Origin of the sequence: Aquamicrobium aerolatum DSM 21857 (genome assembly GCF_900113935.1) — a bacterium.
Taxonomy (GTDB): domain Bacteria; phylum Pseudomonadota; class Alphaproteobacteria; order Rhizobiales; family Rhizobiaceae; genus Aerobium; species Aerobium aerolatum.
The window spans coordinates 24,274-38,913 of sequence record NZ_FORF01000003.1 but is presented as its reverse complement, the minus strand read 5'-3'; the positions used below and the strand labels follow the sequence as shown (position 1 = coordinate 38,913).

At 62.2% G+C, this 14,640-nt stretch carries 14 protein-coding genes and 1 pseudogene; 5 read left to right on the top strand and 10 right to left on the bottom strand.

Features of this window, described 5'->3' with window-relative positions; genetic code table 11:
* Positions 1-5: 5 nt before the first annotated feature.
* The 3 genes from mdh to BMZ42_RS03195 all read right to left on the bottom strand — a co-directional run bounded on the left by mdh (position 6) and on the right by BMZ42_RS03195 (position 3,133).
* Positions 6-971 carry a malate dehydrogenase gene (gene mdh, locus BMZ42_RS03205; protein ID WP_091518546.1) on the bottom strand — a complete coding sequence of 322 codons (966 nt, stop codon included), beginning with the start codon at positions 969-971 and terminating at the stop codon, positions 6-8.
* Between the two features lie 311 nt (positions 972-1,282).
* On the bottom strand, positions 1,283-2,461 hold the full coding sequence (zapE, locus tag BMZ42_RS03200; protein ID WP_091518544.1) for a cell division protein ZapE: 1,179 nt from the start codon (positions 2,459-2,461) through the stop codon (positions 1,283-1,285).
* A 117-nt stretch (positions 2,462-2,578) separates the two neighbouring features.
* Positions 2,579-3,133, bottom strand: coding sequence for a protease inhibitor Inh/omp19 family protein (locus BMZ42_RS03195; RefSeq protein WP_091518541.1), 555 nt, complete (start codon positions 3,131-3,133; stop codon positions 2,579-2,581).
* Between the two features lie 203 nt (positions 3,134-3,336).
* On the opposite strand from BMZ42_RS03195, the gene BMZ42_RS03190 reads away from it, so the two are divergent.
* Genes BMZ42_RS03190 through BMZ42_RS03170 form a run of 5 tightly spaced genes read left to right on the top strand, consistent with a single transcriptional unit; the run spans position 3,337 to position 8,756 of the window.
* Positions 3,337-4,404: an MBL fold metallo-hydrolase gene (locus tag BMZ42_RS03190; protein WP_420492437.1), complete on the top strand. Its 1,068-nt coding sequence runs from the start codon at positions 3,337-3,339 to the stop codon at positions 4,402-4,404.
* Positions 4,405-4,454: 50 nt separating this feature from the next.
* Positions 4,455-5,339, top strand: coding sequence for a diaminopimelate epimerase (gene dapF, locus BMZ42_RS03185; RefSeq protein WP_091518535.1), 885 nt, complete (start codon positions 4,455-4,457; stop codon positions 5,337-5,339).
* Positions 5,336-6,631 (top strand): tRNA (N(6)-L-threonylcarbamoyladenosine(37)-C(2))-methylthiotransferase MtaB, encoded by a 1,296-nt coding sequence (gene mtaB, locus BMZ42_RS03180; protein WP_091518533.1) that lies wholly within the window; start codon positions 5,336-5,338, stop codon positions 6,629-6,631. Before dapF ends, mtaB begins: the two co-directional genes overlap by 4 nt.
* Positions 6,632-6,648: 17 nt before the next feature.
* The gene (gene ftsY / locus BMZ42_RS03175; protein WP_091518530.1) at positions 6,649-8,127 is read left to right on the top strand and encodes a signal recognition particle-docking protein FtsY; all 1,479 of its coding nucleotides are present in this window, start codon (positions 6,649-6,651) and stop codon (positions 8,125-8,127) included.
* Positions 8,127-8,756, top strand: a complete 630-nt coding sequence (locus BMZ42_RS03170) for a septation protein A (RefSeq protein WP_091518527.1) — start codon at positions 8,127-8,129, stop codon at positions 8,754-8,756. The genes ftsY and BMZ42_RS03170 overlap by 1 nt, the downstream gene beginning before the upstream one ends.
* 170 nt (positions 8,757-8,926) lie before the next feature.
* Here BMZ42_RS03170 and BMZ42_RS03165 read toward each other — a convergent pair.
* The 7 genes and pseudogenes from BMZ42_RS03165 to BMZ42_RS03135 form a co-directional block, all read right to left on the bottom strand.
* Positions 8,927-9,963, bottom strand: a pseudogene (locus tag BMZ42_RS03165) (DUF2332 domain-containing protein).
* Between the two features lie 122 nt (positions 9,964-10,085).
* The gene (locus BMZ42_RS03160; RefSeq protein WP_091518525.1) at positions 10,086-10,865 is read right to left on the bottom strand and encodes a succinate dehydrogenase iron-sulfur subunit; all 780 of its coding nucleotides are present in this window, start codon (positions 10,863-10,865) and stop codon (positions 10,086-10,088) included.
* Positions 10,866-10,880: 15 nt separating this feature from the next.
* Complete coding sequence (sdhA, locus tag BMZ42_RS03155) at positions 10,881-12,728, bottom strand: succinate dehydrogenase flavoprotein subunit (protein ID WP_091518523.1); 1,848 nt, start codon at positions 12,726-12,728, stop codon at positions 10,881-10,883.
* Between the two features lie 3 nt (positions 12,729-12,731).
* Positions 12,732-13,115, bottom strand: coding sequence for a succinate dehydrogenase, hydrophobic membrane anchor protein (sdhD, locus tag BMZ42_RS03150; RefSeq protein WP_091518520.1), 384 nt, complete (start codon positions 13,113-13,115; stop codon positions 12,732-12,734).
* A gap of 1 nt (position 13,116) precedes the next feature.
* Complete coding sequence (gene sdhC / locus BMZ42_RS03145) at positions 13,117-13,521, bottom strand: succinate dehydrogenase, cytochrome b556 subunit (protein WP_091518519.1); 405 nt, start codon at positions 13,519-13,521, stop codon at positions 13,117-13,119.
* A gap of 222 nt (positions 13,522-13,743) precedes the next feature.
* A complete protein-coding gene (locus tag BMZ42_RS03140) occupies positions 13,744-14,064 on the bottom strand; it encodes a hypothetical protein (RefSeq protein WP_139207829.1) in 321 nt (106 codons plus the stop codon).
* A 103-nt stretch (positions 14,065-14,167) separates the two neighbouring features.
* Positions 14,168-14,629 (bottom strand): GNAT family N-acetyltransferase, encoded by a 462-nt coding sequence (locus tag BMZ42_RS03135; RefSeq protein ID WP_091518515.1) that lies wholly within the window; start codon positions 14,627-14,629, stop codon positions 14,168-14,170.
* Between the last annotated feature and the right edge of the window lie 11 nt (positions 14,630-14,640).

The window sequence follows — 14,640 nt, the reverse complement described above, 5'->3', positions numbered from 1 at the left end:
CTTCCTTACTGACCGAGGTTCGGGGCGATGGCGATGCAAGCCTCGCAGAGGCCCTGCACGGACTCGACCGACTTGTCGAACATCTTCTGCTCGGCCTTGTTCAGCTCGATTTCGATGACGCGCTCGACGCCACCGGCACCGATCACGACAGGCACGCCGACATAGATGTCCTTGAGGCCGTACTGGCCCGACAGGTGAGCTGCCGATGGCAGGACGCGCTTCTTGTCCTTCAGGTAGGATTCAGCCATCTGGATCGCCGACGATGCCGGCGCGTAATAGGCCGAGCCGGTCTTGAGCAGGCCGACGATCTCGGCGCCGCCGTCGCGGGTGCGCTGAACGATGGCGTCGAGCTTTTTCTGCGAGGTCCAACCCATCTTGACGAGGTCCGGCAGCGGAATGCCGGCAACGGTCGAGTAGCGGGTCAGCGGCACCATGGTGTCGCCGTGGCCGCCGAGAACAAATGCGGTGACGTCTTCAACCGACACCTTGAACTCGTCAGCGAGGAAATGACGGAAGCGGGCGGAGTCGAGAACGCCAGCCATGCCGACAACGTGGCTCTTCGGCAGACCCGAGAACTTCTGCAGCGCCCACACCATGGCGTCGAGCGGGTTGGTGATGCAGATCACGAAGGCGTTCGGGGCATATTTCTTGATGCCTGCACCGACCTGCTCCATCACCTTCAGGTTGATACCCAGAAGGTCGTCGCGGCTCATGCCCGGCTTGCGCGGGACACCGGCGGTGACGATGCAGACATCTGCGCCTTCGATGGCGGAATAGTCATTGGCGCCGACAAAGTTGGCGTCGAAGCCGTCAACCGGAGCCGACTGTGCGATATCGAGGCCTTTGCCCTGCGGCGTGCCTTCGGAAATATCGAACAGGACGACGTCGCCGAGTTCCTTGAGGCCGATCATGTGGGCGAGCGTGCCGCCGATCATGCCGGAGCCGATGAGGGCAATCTTGTTACGTGCCATGGTGATTTTTCCCTGTTGGTCTGCGCCGGTGTTTGCCGCGCCGGCGTGAAGAGAGCGTTGCCGAGACTGTTTATCCGGACACGGGAGGCCGTCCGAAATCGAGGTTGGCATAGACCGAACCCCAAAAAAACTCAACCGATTATTCTGACCCGAATGATTTCAAATGTTTAGATCAATAATATCTTACGTAAACGTAAGACATTTTGTTTCAATCACAAGGTATTTCGAGGCAGAACGGGTTTCTGGACTTCTGGGCAGAAGGCCACATGGTGAAAAACACTTCGCAACCCTCCTCCGCAAATTCCGCTGCGTCAACCCTCGGAGGGGGATAGCGCGCGCTGGCGCACGCGCTCCAGCCAGTCGCGGCTCTGCATCTCGGTCAGGCGGGACGCGGTGCGCTCGAACTCGAATGCTTCGGTGCCGACGGTACCACGGTAAAGTTCTTCCGGGGCAACGGCCGCGCTGGCGACGAGACGCATCTGCTGGTCATAAAGCGTATCGACGAGCAGAATGAAGCGCTTGGCCTCGTTGCGCCGCTCCTGCCCCATCACCGGGATGTGATCGACGAACAGCGTGTCGAACCGGCTGGCAATCGCCAGATAGTCGCGCGCGCCGTGTGGCTTTTCACAAAGGTCGGCAAAGGAGAACCGCGCCGCCGTGCCATTAGCGCGCGGCACCGAGATTTCGCGGCCCTTGAGCGCGATCGTGTCGGCATGCTCGCTGCGACCGTCGAGCACGGTCTGCCAGGCCTGATCCATGCGCGCATCGGTTTCGGGGCCAAGCGGGCTCATATAGACCGGTATCTGGTCGAGCTTCTCGCGGCGGTAATCGGTGGGGCCGTCGAGCGTCATGACAGCGACATTGCGCTCCAGAATGTCGATGAACGGCAGGAACAGCTGACGATTGAGCCCGTCGCGGTAGAGGTTGCGGGGCGCGACGTTGGAGGTGGCGATCAGGACGACGCCTTCGGCAAACAGCGCCGAAAACAGCCGCGACAAAACCATCGCATCGGCAATGTCGGTGACGGTGAACTCGTCGAAGCACAGCACCCAGGCTTCCTTGGCCAGCGCGCGGGCGACCGGCGGGATCGGGTCGTTCTCCTTCGTCTCGCCCAGCTTCACCGCCTCGCGGTGGCGCTGGATGCGATCGTGCACATCGGCCATGAAGTCGTTGAAATGAGCGCGACGCTTGCGCTTGACCGGCAGACGCTGAAAGAACAGGTCCATCAGCATCGTCTTGCCGCGCCCGACGCTGCCGTAAAGGTAGATTCCCTTCACCGGCTCATGGGTCTTGCGGCGCTTGCCAAACAGCCAGCCAAGTGCGCTCGATTTGGTCGCCAGTCGCTTGGTCGAGATCTCGCCGAGCAGCGCGTCGAGCGCATCGACGATAGCGCGCTGCGCCGCGTCGGCGCGCAGGGCACCGGTTTCTTCAAGGTGGTCGTATTCCTCACGAACCGTGCGGAATGGCATCATGCCGTCAAGCGATGACATTGATTTTCCCGAGTTCATTCCGCTGCCGCACCCCGATCAAGCGTCTTTGGAAAGGCGCTTCACCGGGTTTTTGCACCGCCATGCACGCATGGCAAGTGGCGGTGCAGGATCGCTGACTTAGCGCGACAGCGATACCGGCTGGCCGCTGCTGGTCTGGCCGTCGAAACGCTCGCCGCCCGCAGAGTACAAGCGCGCCAGAACATCTCCTGAATCGCCGTAGAGCGCTAGCTGGCTACCATTGACGTTCCACGACTTGACGCCATCGAGCGGCGCGGGGCAGCGCAACGGACCGGCGCGGAAGCCCTGACCAAAACGGGTCTGGGGCGTAGCGATACGGCAGCTCTGGCCGCCGACGCTGGCATTCCACACGCCGGCAACGCTTCCGGTGGTGATCGCCGGGCCGGACTGGGTCGCAGCTGCTACCTGCGTCGGGGCCTGCGACGCCGCATTGGGATCGGTGCCGGGGGCTGCGGGGAACTGTGACGGATCCGTCGTCCCCGGCTGCACCGGGGGCGGAAGCTGCCCTGAGACAACCGTTCCGGCAGGCGCTGCCTGCAGCGGCGCCGGGGCGGGTCCGCGTGTGTCCATCTGCGAAAATCGCTGGCTCTGGCAACCAGTCAACGCGAGTGCGATTACTGAAATGGCCAGAACGCCGCTTGTTTTGAAAGCCATAAAATCCCTCCGTCGAGCCGTAACCGGTCTCTAACGTCCGTACGCAAAACTGTTCATCACCCCAATCGTGGCGATCTTAAGATATTCCAACGCATATGGTTAAGTTTGAGTTCCCGCGCCACAGGAATCGGCGCGTTCGCAACTGATCGTCTTGTGAAACGGCTTGCAGCGTCTATCTTCCAGCCATGAACAGACGATCCATGATGAAATGGCTGGGCATTGGCGGCGCGACCACGGCAGCAGGCGGCGTAGCGATCGACCAGGCGACAGCCGGGAATCCCTACTATCATGGGACCGCCAGCGATCATTTCGATGGCACCACATTCTTCAACCCGCAGGGCAAGGAGCCAGCAGGCTTCAGCGACCTTCTGCGCTGGCAGTTTGGCGGCGGGCGGGCAAAATGGCCAGCGCAATGGCCAAGCCCTTTCGCACCGGCAAAGCCCGAGCCGCGGGTGGATGGCGACCGGCTCGTCGTCACGATGGTTGGTCACGCAACGCTGCTGATCCAGACCGCCGGGCTCAACATTCTGACCGATCCGGTGTGGTCGCAGCGCGCCTCGCCATTTTCTTTCGCAGGGCCTCGACGTGTCAACGCGCCGGGGATTGCGTTTGAAGATCTGCCGGCGATCGACCTGATCCTGCTGAGCCATAATCACTACGATCATCTCGACACCGTCACGCTGCAGCGGCTGCAGGCTGCGCATGACCCGCAGGTGATGACGCCCCTTGGCAACGACACCATCGTGCGCAAGGCGGTGCCGCAGATGCGCGTTTCGGCGCATGACTGGCACGACGTTGTCGAATTCAAATCGGTGCGCATTCACGTCGAGCCATCGCATCACTGGTCGGCGCGCGGCACCAGCGACCGACGCATGGCGCTTTGGGGCGGCTTCACCGTCGAAGCGCCCTCCGGCAAAGTCTATGTGATCGGCGACACCGGCTTTCACGACGGGATCAATTATCGCGATGCGGCGGCCCGACACGACGGGTTTCGCCTCGCCATCCTGCCGATCGGTGCCTATGCGCCGCGCTGGTTCATGCAATCCCAACACCAGAATCCGCAGGAGGCCGTGGACGGCATGCTGCTTGCCAATGCAGCTTTTGCCGCCGGGCATCATTGGGGCACGTTTCAACTCACCGACGAGTCAATCGAAGAGCCGCGCGACCAGCTGCATGAAGCGTGCGATGCGGCAGGGGTGACGCGGGAGCGTTTCCGCGCCATGCAGCCGGGAGAGGTCTGGGAAGTCCCCAACCTTCCGACACCGGCCTGATGCGCCTTCAACACTGGTAATCGGACGGCTTTTCCGCCATATAGCGCCTCATGAGCTCGCACATCCCCTTTGCCCGGATGAACGGGATTGGCAACGCTATTCTCGTTGCCGATCTGCGCGGTCGTGCGGATCGCGTGACGCCAGATGCGGCGCGCGCGCTCGCGAGCGACCCTGCCACCGCATTCGACCAGATCATGGCAATCCATGATGCGCGTACGGCCGGCACCGACAACTATATCCAGATCATCAATTCCGACGGCAGTTTTGCGCAGGCTTGCGGCAATGGCACACGCTGCGTTGTGGCGGCTCTGGCAGCCGAAACCGGCAAGCGCAGCTTCACCTTCGAGACTGTCGCGGGCATTCTCAACGCACGCGAAAACGATGACGGATCGATCTCGGTCGATCTCGGCATGCCGCGCTTTGGCTGGCAGGACATTCCGCTCGCCGAAGAGTTTCGTGACACGCGCATGATCGAATTGCAGATCGGGCCGATCGACGCGCCGGTGCTGCACTCTCCCTCGGTAGCCTCGATGGGCAACCCGCATGCGATCTTCTGGGTCGATGAAGATGTCTGGTCCTATGACCTCGACCGGTTCGGACCGCTCCTGGAAAACCACCCGATCTTCCCCGAGCGCGCCAACATCACCATTGCGCAGGTGACGTCACGCGGCTCGATGAACATCCGCACCTGGGAACGCGGCGCGGGACTGACGCTGGCCTGTGGTTCGGCTGCCTGCGCTGCCGCCGTCTGCGGCGCGCGCACCAACCGCACCGACCGCATCGTCGAAATCACCGCCCCCAGCGGTGGCAAATTGTCGATCGAATGGCGCGATGACGATCATGTGATCATGACCGGTCCTGCCGAATGGGAATTTTCCGGCACGCTCGACCCTGAAACCGGCGCATGGCAGCGCGACGTCGAGGACGTGGCATGAGCGAGAGCAAGGGCATCGACATCGTCACCTTCGGGTGCCGACTCAACGCCTATGAGTCCGAAGTGATGCGCCGCGAGGCGTCCGCCGCCGGCCTCGGCGAACTGAACGGTGGGGCGATCATCGTCAACACCTGCGCGGTGACCGGCGAGGCGGTGCGTCAGGCACGGCAGGCGATCCGCAAGGCGCGCCGCGACAACCCGGACGCGCGCATCATCGTCACTGGCTGCGCCGCGCAGACCGATCCGGACTCCTTTGCCGCCATGGGTGAAGTCGACCTCGTTCTGGGCAACGAGGAAAAGCTGAAAAGCCACAATTATCGCGCGCTGCCCGATTTCGGTGTCAACGACTTCGAGAAGGCGCGCGTCAACGACATCATGTCGGTCACAGAAACCGCCTCGCATATGGTGGATTCGCTGGAGGGGCGCGCCCGCGCCTTTGTCCAGGTACAAAATGGCTGCGACCATCGCTGCACCTTCTGCATCATCCCCTACGGACGTGGCAATTCACGCTCGGTGCCGATGGGCGCGGTGGTCGATCAGGTCAAGCGGCTGGTCGGGAACGGCTATTGCGAAGTCGTGCTGACCGGGGTCGACATGACCAGTTTCGGCGCTGATCTGCCCGGTGCGCCGCGTCTCGGCCGACTGGTGACGACGATCCTGCGTCAAGTGCCCGATCTGGCACGGCTGCGCCTGTCGTCCATCGACTCGATTGAGGCCGACGACGAATTGATGGCGGCGATTGCCGGCGAAAAGCGGCTGATGCCGCATCTGCATCTGTCGTTGCAGGCCGGCGACGACATGATCCTGAAACGCATGAAGCGGCGGCATCTGCGCGACGATTCGATCCGCTTCTGCGCCGATGTGCGCGCTGCGCGCCCCGACATCGTCTTTGGCGCCGACATCATTGCCGGGTTCCCGACCGAAACCGACGCGATGTTCGAGAACTCGCTCAGAATTGTCGAAGAATGCGGCCTGACCCATCTGCACGTGTTCCCGTTCTCGCCGCGAGAAGGCACGCCTGCCGCGCGCATGCCCCAGCTCGACCGCGCGCTGGTCAAGGAGCGCGCCGCAAGGCTGCGCGCTGCCGGGGACGTGGCCTATCGCAAGCATCTCGACAGTCTTGCGGGCACCAGCCAGCGCATCCTGATCGAGCGCGAGGGCCTCGGTCGCACAGAAGGTTTTACACTGACCGCACTCGACGCCGGCAAGCCCGGCGAAATCGTCGACGCGGTAATCACCCATCATGACGGCGAACGCCTGATCGCACGGCAAGCTGCCGTGCGGGCCGCCTGAGACAAGGGCGAAGCTTCATGGCACTTGGTTTCATCAAGAAAATGTTCTCCTTCGGCAAGAAGGAGGAGGTTCACGAGGAAGCGTCCGCCCTGGAAGGGCTGACGCCGGAGCTTGCACCGGTTCCGGAAGTCTCGCTGGAGCCAGAGCCGGACATTCCGGCCAACATACCGGAAGAAATTCCAGCCGAACCCGCGCCGCTTCCCGATGTGCCGGCTGTCGTGCCGGAAGAGGTTCCGGCTGAAACGCCGCAGGTGGTGCCCGAGGTTCCCGAGGAAGCCCCGGTTGAGCCAGCCGTCCCGGTCGAACCGGAACAGCCACAGCCTGTTCCACCAGCGGAAGTTCCAGAGGCACCAACGCCTCCCTCCCCCTTGAGGGGAGGGTCGGTCGGCGAAGCCGAACGGGGTGGGGTCCTCGCCGCGTCGAGCACTGCCGAGCTGACCCCCTCTGGTCCTGCGGACCATCTCCCCCTCGCGGGGGGAGAAGAGCCTGCGCCAGCAGCTGCGCCCGGCAAGGTCACCGTCTCAAAGGCCGTCGAGAAGAAGACCGAAATTGCCCCGGTAGAGGTTGCACCGCAGCCAAAGCTGTCCTGGTATCAACGGCTCAGCCAGGGGCTGTCGCGCTCCTCGCGCGATCTGCGCGACTCGATTGCCGGCGTTTTCACCAAGCGCAAGCTGGACGACGACACGCTGCAGGATCTGGAAGACGTTTTGCTGCAGGCCGACCTCGGCATGGAGACCGCGATCCGCGTCACCGACGCGCTGGCGTCGGGCCGCTATGGCAAGGAGATTTCCGGCGAGGAAGTGCGCGCCGTGATGGCGCAGGAGATTGAAAAGGTTCTCGGGCCGGTCGCAAGGCCGCTGGAGCTTGATCTGTCCCACAAGCCGCACGTCATCCTCGTGGTCGGCGTCAACGGCACCGGCAAGACGACGACGATCGGCAAGCTGGCAGCCAAGCTGACCGATGGCGGGCTCAAGGTGATGCTCGCGGCAGGCGATACATTCCGCGCCGCCGCCATCGAACAACTGAAGATCTGGGGCGAGCGGACCGGTTCGCCTGTTGTTTCCTCCAAGCTTGGCGCGGACGCTGCCGGACTGGCCTTCGATGCGTTCGAAAAAGCCAAGGAAGCTGGCTCCGATGTCCTCATCATCGACACTGCCGGACGCCTGCAAAACAAGACCGAGCTGATGGCCGAACTGGAAAAGATCGTGCGCGTGCTTGGCAAACACGATCCCGACGCGCCGCACACCGTCTTGCAGACAGTTGATGCGACAACAGGCCAGAATGCCCTCAATCAGGTCGAAATCTTCCGCAATATTGCCGGCGTCAACGGGCTGGTGATGACCAAGCTGGACGGCACGGCGCGCGGCGGCATTCTTGTTGCCATCGCCGCCAAGCACAAGCTGCCGGTCTATTTCATCGGCGTTGGCGAACAGGTCGAAGATCTCGAACCCTTTTCTGCAGGCGATTTCGCCAAGGCGATCGCAGGAGTGAACTGATGCGCGAACCAGCCGCAACCAAGCCCAGAGAACTGAGCCCTCTGCCAAAGCTGGCGCTGGAGCTGGGGCCGCTGCTGGTGTTCTTCTTCGCCAATGCACGCGGCGAGTGGCTGCTGGAAACGTTCCCGGCGCTGTCGGCATTCGGCGGCCCCATCTTCCTTGCGACCGGCCTGTTTATGATCGCGACCGCCATAGCTCTGACGATCTCATGGCTGCTGGTGCGGACCTTGCCGATCATGCCGCTTGTGTCGGGCGTCGTCGTGTTCATCTTCGGCGCGCTGACGCTTTGGCTGCAGGACGATCTGTTCATCAAGATGAAGCCGACCATCGTCAACACGCTGTTCGGGGCGACGCTTCTGGCTGGCCTGTTTTTTGGCAAGTCCCTGCTCGGTTACGTGTTCGAGTCCGCCTTCAAGCTTGATGCCGAAGGATGGCGCAAACTAACCCTGCGCTGGGGCCTCTTCTTCATCTTCCTAGCCGTACTCAACGAAGTTGTGTGGCGCAATTTTTCGACCGACACCTGGGTGGCCTTCAAGGTCTGGGGCACCATGCCGATCACCCTGATCTTCACCTTCTCGCAAATGCCGCTGATCATGCGCCACGCACAGGAAGAGAAGCCGGCTGAATAAAGAGAGCCACCAGCCCCCATTGTTGCTTCGCAATTCCGGACGCAAAACTCATTCGCCGGAACTGCTCGAAAGCGCGTCGCGATCTTTCAGATTCGATCCTTCGGCTTTAAATTCTTGTTTTTACGCATGTCTTTAACCCGAAACCGGTTCCCACTTTCGGGAGACATGCTTTAGGCGATCCACTCGATCCACCGGCCATGGAAGTCGCACTTGGCCAGACGACGCGTTTCACCGCCCGGCCACAGTGTCAGGCTCAACGTTGCCCAGTCGTCGTTAGGGTCGCGCGGCTCCATTCGCAGCCGAGCGATCGGCGCTGCGGCGGCAGCCTTGGCTCCTTCATCCGCCAGCGCCGTCAGGATCGCGTCCTTGGTCGCGCGCGGCATATATTGCCACATGATCGAGTGGAACAGCACGAACACCGCATTCTTCGGGCGATTGGCGAGCGCCTGAATCCCGAATGCGGCGGCGTCAGATTTTTCCAGCTCAAACGGATGCGCCCCGGCCAGCGCCAGCGCGCCATCAAGGCGCTCGAGCCGCGCGGTCTGGTCGGCCCAGACATAGGAGCGCAGGCGCAGCCGGCCGTCGGGCTGCAATACATCGACCGGTGCGATATCGCAGCCATGACGCCATCGAGCGGCAGAGACGCCGAGCGCAGTTCTGGTGCGATTGTCACCGGTGACGCCTTATCGCCCCACGCCAACGCGCCATAGCGATAGAAGAAACGGTCAAACAGCAGATTGAGCCCACCGCTCGAACCAATCTCGCACAGCGCCAGTGGCAGGCCGGTCGCGCGCGCCACGCTCAGAAATCCCGGCAACAACATCGCCGACCGTGCGATCTCATTGGTCTGCGGCGCGGAGTCGAGCGCGGCCAACAGCGCGGCATCATGCCGGCGCAAGGCCGCCTTGACCGCAGCGGACAATGCCGCGTCGCCCGCGCTATGGGGCGGATAGACGGCTTCAAGCTCGGCGTCCTGCGCCTGCAGCACCAGCCGGTGCAACCCGCCGCACAGCCGCAACGCCAGCGCATCAGCGCGTGGATCACCAGGCCAGTCGAGGACGCGGCGTCCGGTCTGGGTCGTATCATCCAGAAGCGTCACGAGTAGCCGGCACAGACGCGCGGTGAAGGGCGAGCCGAGCCGGTCGCAAGCCTGCGCCTGCGATTCAAAATGGGTCTTGAGGTCGGTGGCATTGCCAAGTTTACGCATCGAGATCAAAGGCTCCCAACTGCAATCTGGCCGATGTTAGCAGCTAAATGAAGCTGGCAACCACCCCAACAAAAAAACCCGGCACAAGGCCGGGTTCTTGAAATCGCGCATGGCGCAAAAGTTCAGACGCTGCGCTCGACCATCATCTTCTTGATCTCTGCAATCGCCTTGGCCGGGTTGAGCCCCTTCGGGCAGGCCTGCGTGCAGTTCATGATCGTGTGGCAGCGGTAGAGGCGGAACGGATCTTCGAGATTGTCGAGACGCTCGCCGGTGGCCTCGTCGCGGCTGTCGATCAGCCAGCGATAGGCCTGCAGCAGAACAGCTGGGCCGAGGTAACGCTCGCCGTTCCACCAATAGCTCGGGCACGAGGTCTGGCAGCAGAAGCACAGGATGCACTCATAAAGACCATCGAGCTTGGCGCGGTCTTCGTGGCTCTGCTTCCACTCCTTCGCCGGCTCCGGCGACACTGTCTTCAGCCATGGCTGAATCGACGACAGCTGTGCGTAAGGCACGGTCAGGTCCGGCACCAGATCCTTGACCACCGGCATATGCGGCAGCGGGTAGACCCGGACCGCGCCGTTGATCTCATCGACACCCTTGGTGCACGCCAGGGTGTTGGTGCCGTCGATGTTCATGGCGCAGGAGCCGCAGATGCCCTCGCGGCACGAGCGGCGCAGCGTCAACGTCGGATCGATCTTGTTTTTGATGTAGAGCAGACCGTCGAGCACCATCGGGCCGCAATCATCCATGTCGACATAATAGGTGTCGACGCTTGGATTCTTGTCGTCATCCGGCGACCAGCGATAGATCTTGTATTCGCGCAGATTGGTCGCGCCTTCCGGCTTCGGCCAGGTTTTGCCCTGCTCGATCCGGGAGTTCTTGGGAAGCGTGAGTTCAACCATGGTCTTTCCCCTCGATCAATACACGCGCGCCTTGGGCGCGATCCTGGCGGGGTCGATACCGCCCTGATCCACCGGCAGCATGGTTTCGGTGTGAACCGGACGATAGTCGAGCTTGACGTTGCCCTTCTCGTCCACCCACGCCAGCGTGTGCTTGCGCCAGTTGACGTCGTCACGCGCCGAGAAGTCCTCACGGGCATGCGCACCGCGGCTTTCCTTGCGTGCCTCAGCCCCATAGACGGTGGTGATGGCGGAAACCATCAGATTGTCGAGTTCAAGCGTCTCGACCAGATCCGAGTTCCAGATCATCGAGCGATCATGGACCTTGACGTCCGGCAGTTCCTGCCAGATCGCCGAAATGCGGCGGCAGCCTTCCTCCAGCGTTTCCTGGGTACGGAACACGGCGGCATCTTCCTGCATCGCGCGCTGCATCTTCTCACGGATCTCTGCCGTCGGCGTCGAGCCATTGGCATGACGGATCCTGTCGAAGCGCTCCATGATCTTCTCGCAGGCCTGCTCGTTGATCGGCGGAATCGCGCTTTCACGATCGATCACCTGCCCAGCCCGGATCGCAGCAGCGCGCCCGAACACGACAAGGTCGATCAGCGAGTTGGAGCCGAGACGGTTGGCGCCGTGAACCGATGCACAACCCGCCTCGCCGACGGCCATCAGGCCCGGCTGGATGCGGCCCGGGTTCTCGCTGTCGGCATTGAGCACTTCGCCCCAATAGTTCGTCGGCACGCCGCCCATATTGTAGTGGACGGTCGGCAGAACCGGGATCGGCTCGCGGGTGACATCGACACCGGCAAAGATCTTCGCACTCTCGGAAATGCCGGGCAGGCGCTCATGCAGGACCGCCGGATCGAGATGATCGAGATGCAGGTAGATGTGGTCCTTGTTGCGACCAACGCCGCGGCCTTCCCGGATTTCCATGGTCATGCAGCGCGAGACAACGTCACGCGAGGCAAGATCCTTGGCCGACGGTGCATAGCGCTCCATGAAGCGCTCGCCTTCCGAGTTGACGAGATAGCCGCCCTCGCCGCGTGCGCCTTCGGTGATGAGGCAGCCCGCGCCGTAAATACCGGTCGGGTGGAACTGAACAAACTCCATATCCTGCAGCGGCAGGCCGGCACGCGCCGCCATGCCATTGCCGTCGCCGGTGCAGGTATGCGCAGAGGTTGCCGAGAAGTAGGAGCGGCCATAGCCGCCGGTTGCCAGAACAACCATCTTCGCTGCAAAGCGGTGGATGGTGCCGTCATCGAGGTTCCACGCCACGACACCGGTGCAGACGCCATCGGTCATGATCAGGTCGAGAGCGAAATACTCGATGAAGAACTGCGCGTTGTTCTTGACCGACTGGCCATAGAGCGTGTGCAGGATCGCGTGGCCGGTACGGTCAGCCGCGGCGCAGGTGCGCTGCACCGGCGGACCGTCGCCGAAATTCTGCATGTGGCCGCCGAACGGACGCTGATAGATGCGACCGTCTTCGGTACGCGAGAACGGCACACCATAGTGTTCAAGCTCGTAGACAGCTGCCGGAGCTTCGCGCGCAAGATATTCCATCGCGTCGACGTCGCCGAGCCAGTCAGAACCCTTGACGGTGTCGTAAAGGTGCCACTGCCAATTGTCCGGTCCCATGTTCTGCAGCGAGGCGGCAATACCGCCCTGGGCCGCCACGGTGTGCGAGCGGGTCGGGAACACCTTGGTGATGCAGGCGGTCTTGAGACCCTGCTCAGCCATGCCCAGCGTTGCGCGCAGACCGGCACCACCGGCGCCCACGACGACGACATCGAACTGATGGTCAACATAGGTGTAGGCTTTTCCAGCGACGCCGGGCCTTGAAGCGTTGTTTCTCGTTTCGGCCACGGTTCAGCCTCCGAATGCGATCTTGAGCAGCGCGAAAATCGAAATCGCGCCGAGAATGAAAGTGAAGAAGATGTTGAGCATGAGAAGCACCAACTTCGTCAGTTCATCGTGAACATAGTCCTCGATGACCATCTGCATGCCCAGTTTCATGTGATAGCATACCGACAGCATTGCCAGGATCAGCGTCAGCGCCACAAACGGGTTGGCCAACGTTGCCCGCGCCTCGGCAAAGGACGCGTCGCTCAATGCGATGACCAGACCGACGAAGAAAAGCGTCAGCGGCACGTTGGCGACTGCGGTGACGCGCTGGTACCAGAAGTGCGACGTGCCCGAACGCGCGGCGCCAAGACCGCGCACACGCGACAGTGGAGTACGAAAATCTGCCATGTCAGGCTCCCCGCGCCATGTAGCCGATGACCCAGAGCAGGATCGTCAGCGCTATCGAGATGAACGGCATCATGGTCGCAAGACGGGTCGAGCCCTGCTTGTCGAGCGCCCTGCCGGTATCCATGACGAAGTGGCGGATGCCACCCAGCAGATGATGGACAAGCGACCAGGTGAGGCCGAACAGGACCAGCCTGCCGATCCACGACCCGTAGATTGCCGAAACAGTGTTGAACCAGGATTCGGATGTGGCGGCGGCCAGAAGCCACGCGATCACAAGGACGATTCCGAAATACAGTGCGACGCCGGTAATGCGATGCACGATGGACATCATCATCGTCGGAATCGGCTTATAAATTTGCAGGTGCGGTGACAGCGGTCGGGCGCGGGTGGCTGCGGATTTGCTCATGGCTCCCCCAATCGGACAGTGCCGTCCGGGCTCTCAAGACAATGTCCGAACCCGGGAAATGGACGTAATGTTGGGGTCTTCTAATGCGGATTTTGCACCGCGTCAAAGCGGGAAAAGCCAGCGAGGCCATGAATTTGACGCTTTGCTGGCCAGGGGGCAGGCAAAGCAGACCGTTCAATCGATTGAAGCGGGATGATCGCGGCATGGACGGCCAAGAGCGAATCAGCGCCGGCAGGTCGCAGGCTGTTTGCCGGCCTTCATCCAGAGCGCTTCACCACCTTCCACGACGAGCGCCAACCCACCTTCGCCGAAACGGCTTGCCTGCGAGGGCGGGGACGCCGGAAGATCGTAGCTTTCGCCATCCGCATCCGTCAGCCGCACGGCATTGCCGGCTCTTTCGATGACAATCCAATCGCCATCGCCGCAATCATAGGTCGCGTGACGCGGGATTGCGGCAATCGTCTGCGACGCGTCACCCTGGCCGGTCTGCGCCTGCTGGTCGCCAACACAAGCCGTCGCAAGAAATGCCAGGCTCGAAAGCATGCAGAGGCGCAGGATAGCGGTGTCACCCGGTCTTGGAATCAGTCTCATAGCGCCAGACCTATCGCCAAACGTACCTTCAAATCAACGCGCAATCGGCAGCCAGTCAATTGTCGTCGTAGCGGATGACGTGCGCGGTCCAGTCTGCCGGAACCGCAATCTGTTCGTAGAGCTTGCGCCCATCCTCAGGTTGACGCGGCGCGTTAAGTGCCAGCCGCACCCAGCTGCGTTCCTCGGCCTGATCCGACAACACATCGACCAGCGCTTTGGCAATGCCAAGCTTGCGGTGGTCATGGTGGACATAAAGATGGTCGAGCTGGCCAAGGCGCATGCCCGACAGCGGGTCTGGCAAGTCGGTAAAAATGGCAAAGCCGACCAGCGCCCCATCCAGCCGCGCGCCCATGACCTCCGCCGTGCGGTCCTGCAGCAGCGTCTCCGCATAATACTCATCCGGACGGCGCGGCGCGCCACGCTTCAGCGCCTGCGTATAGGCTGCAAGCAGCGGCGCCAGATCACGCGCATCCTTCAGTCGGATCAGGGAAATATCGATCTGGTGGTTTGAAGCCATAGGGCACCTCC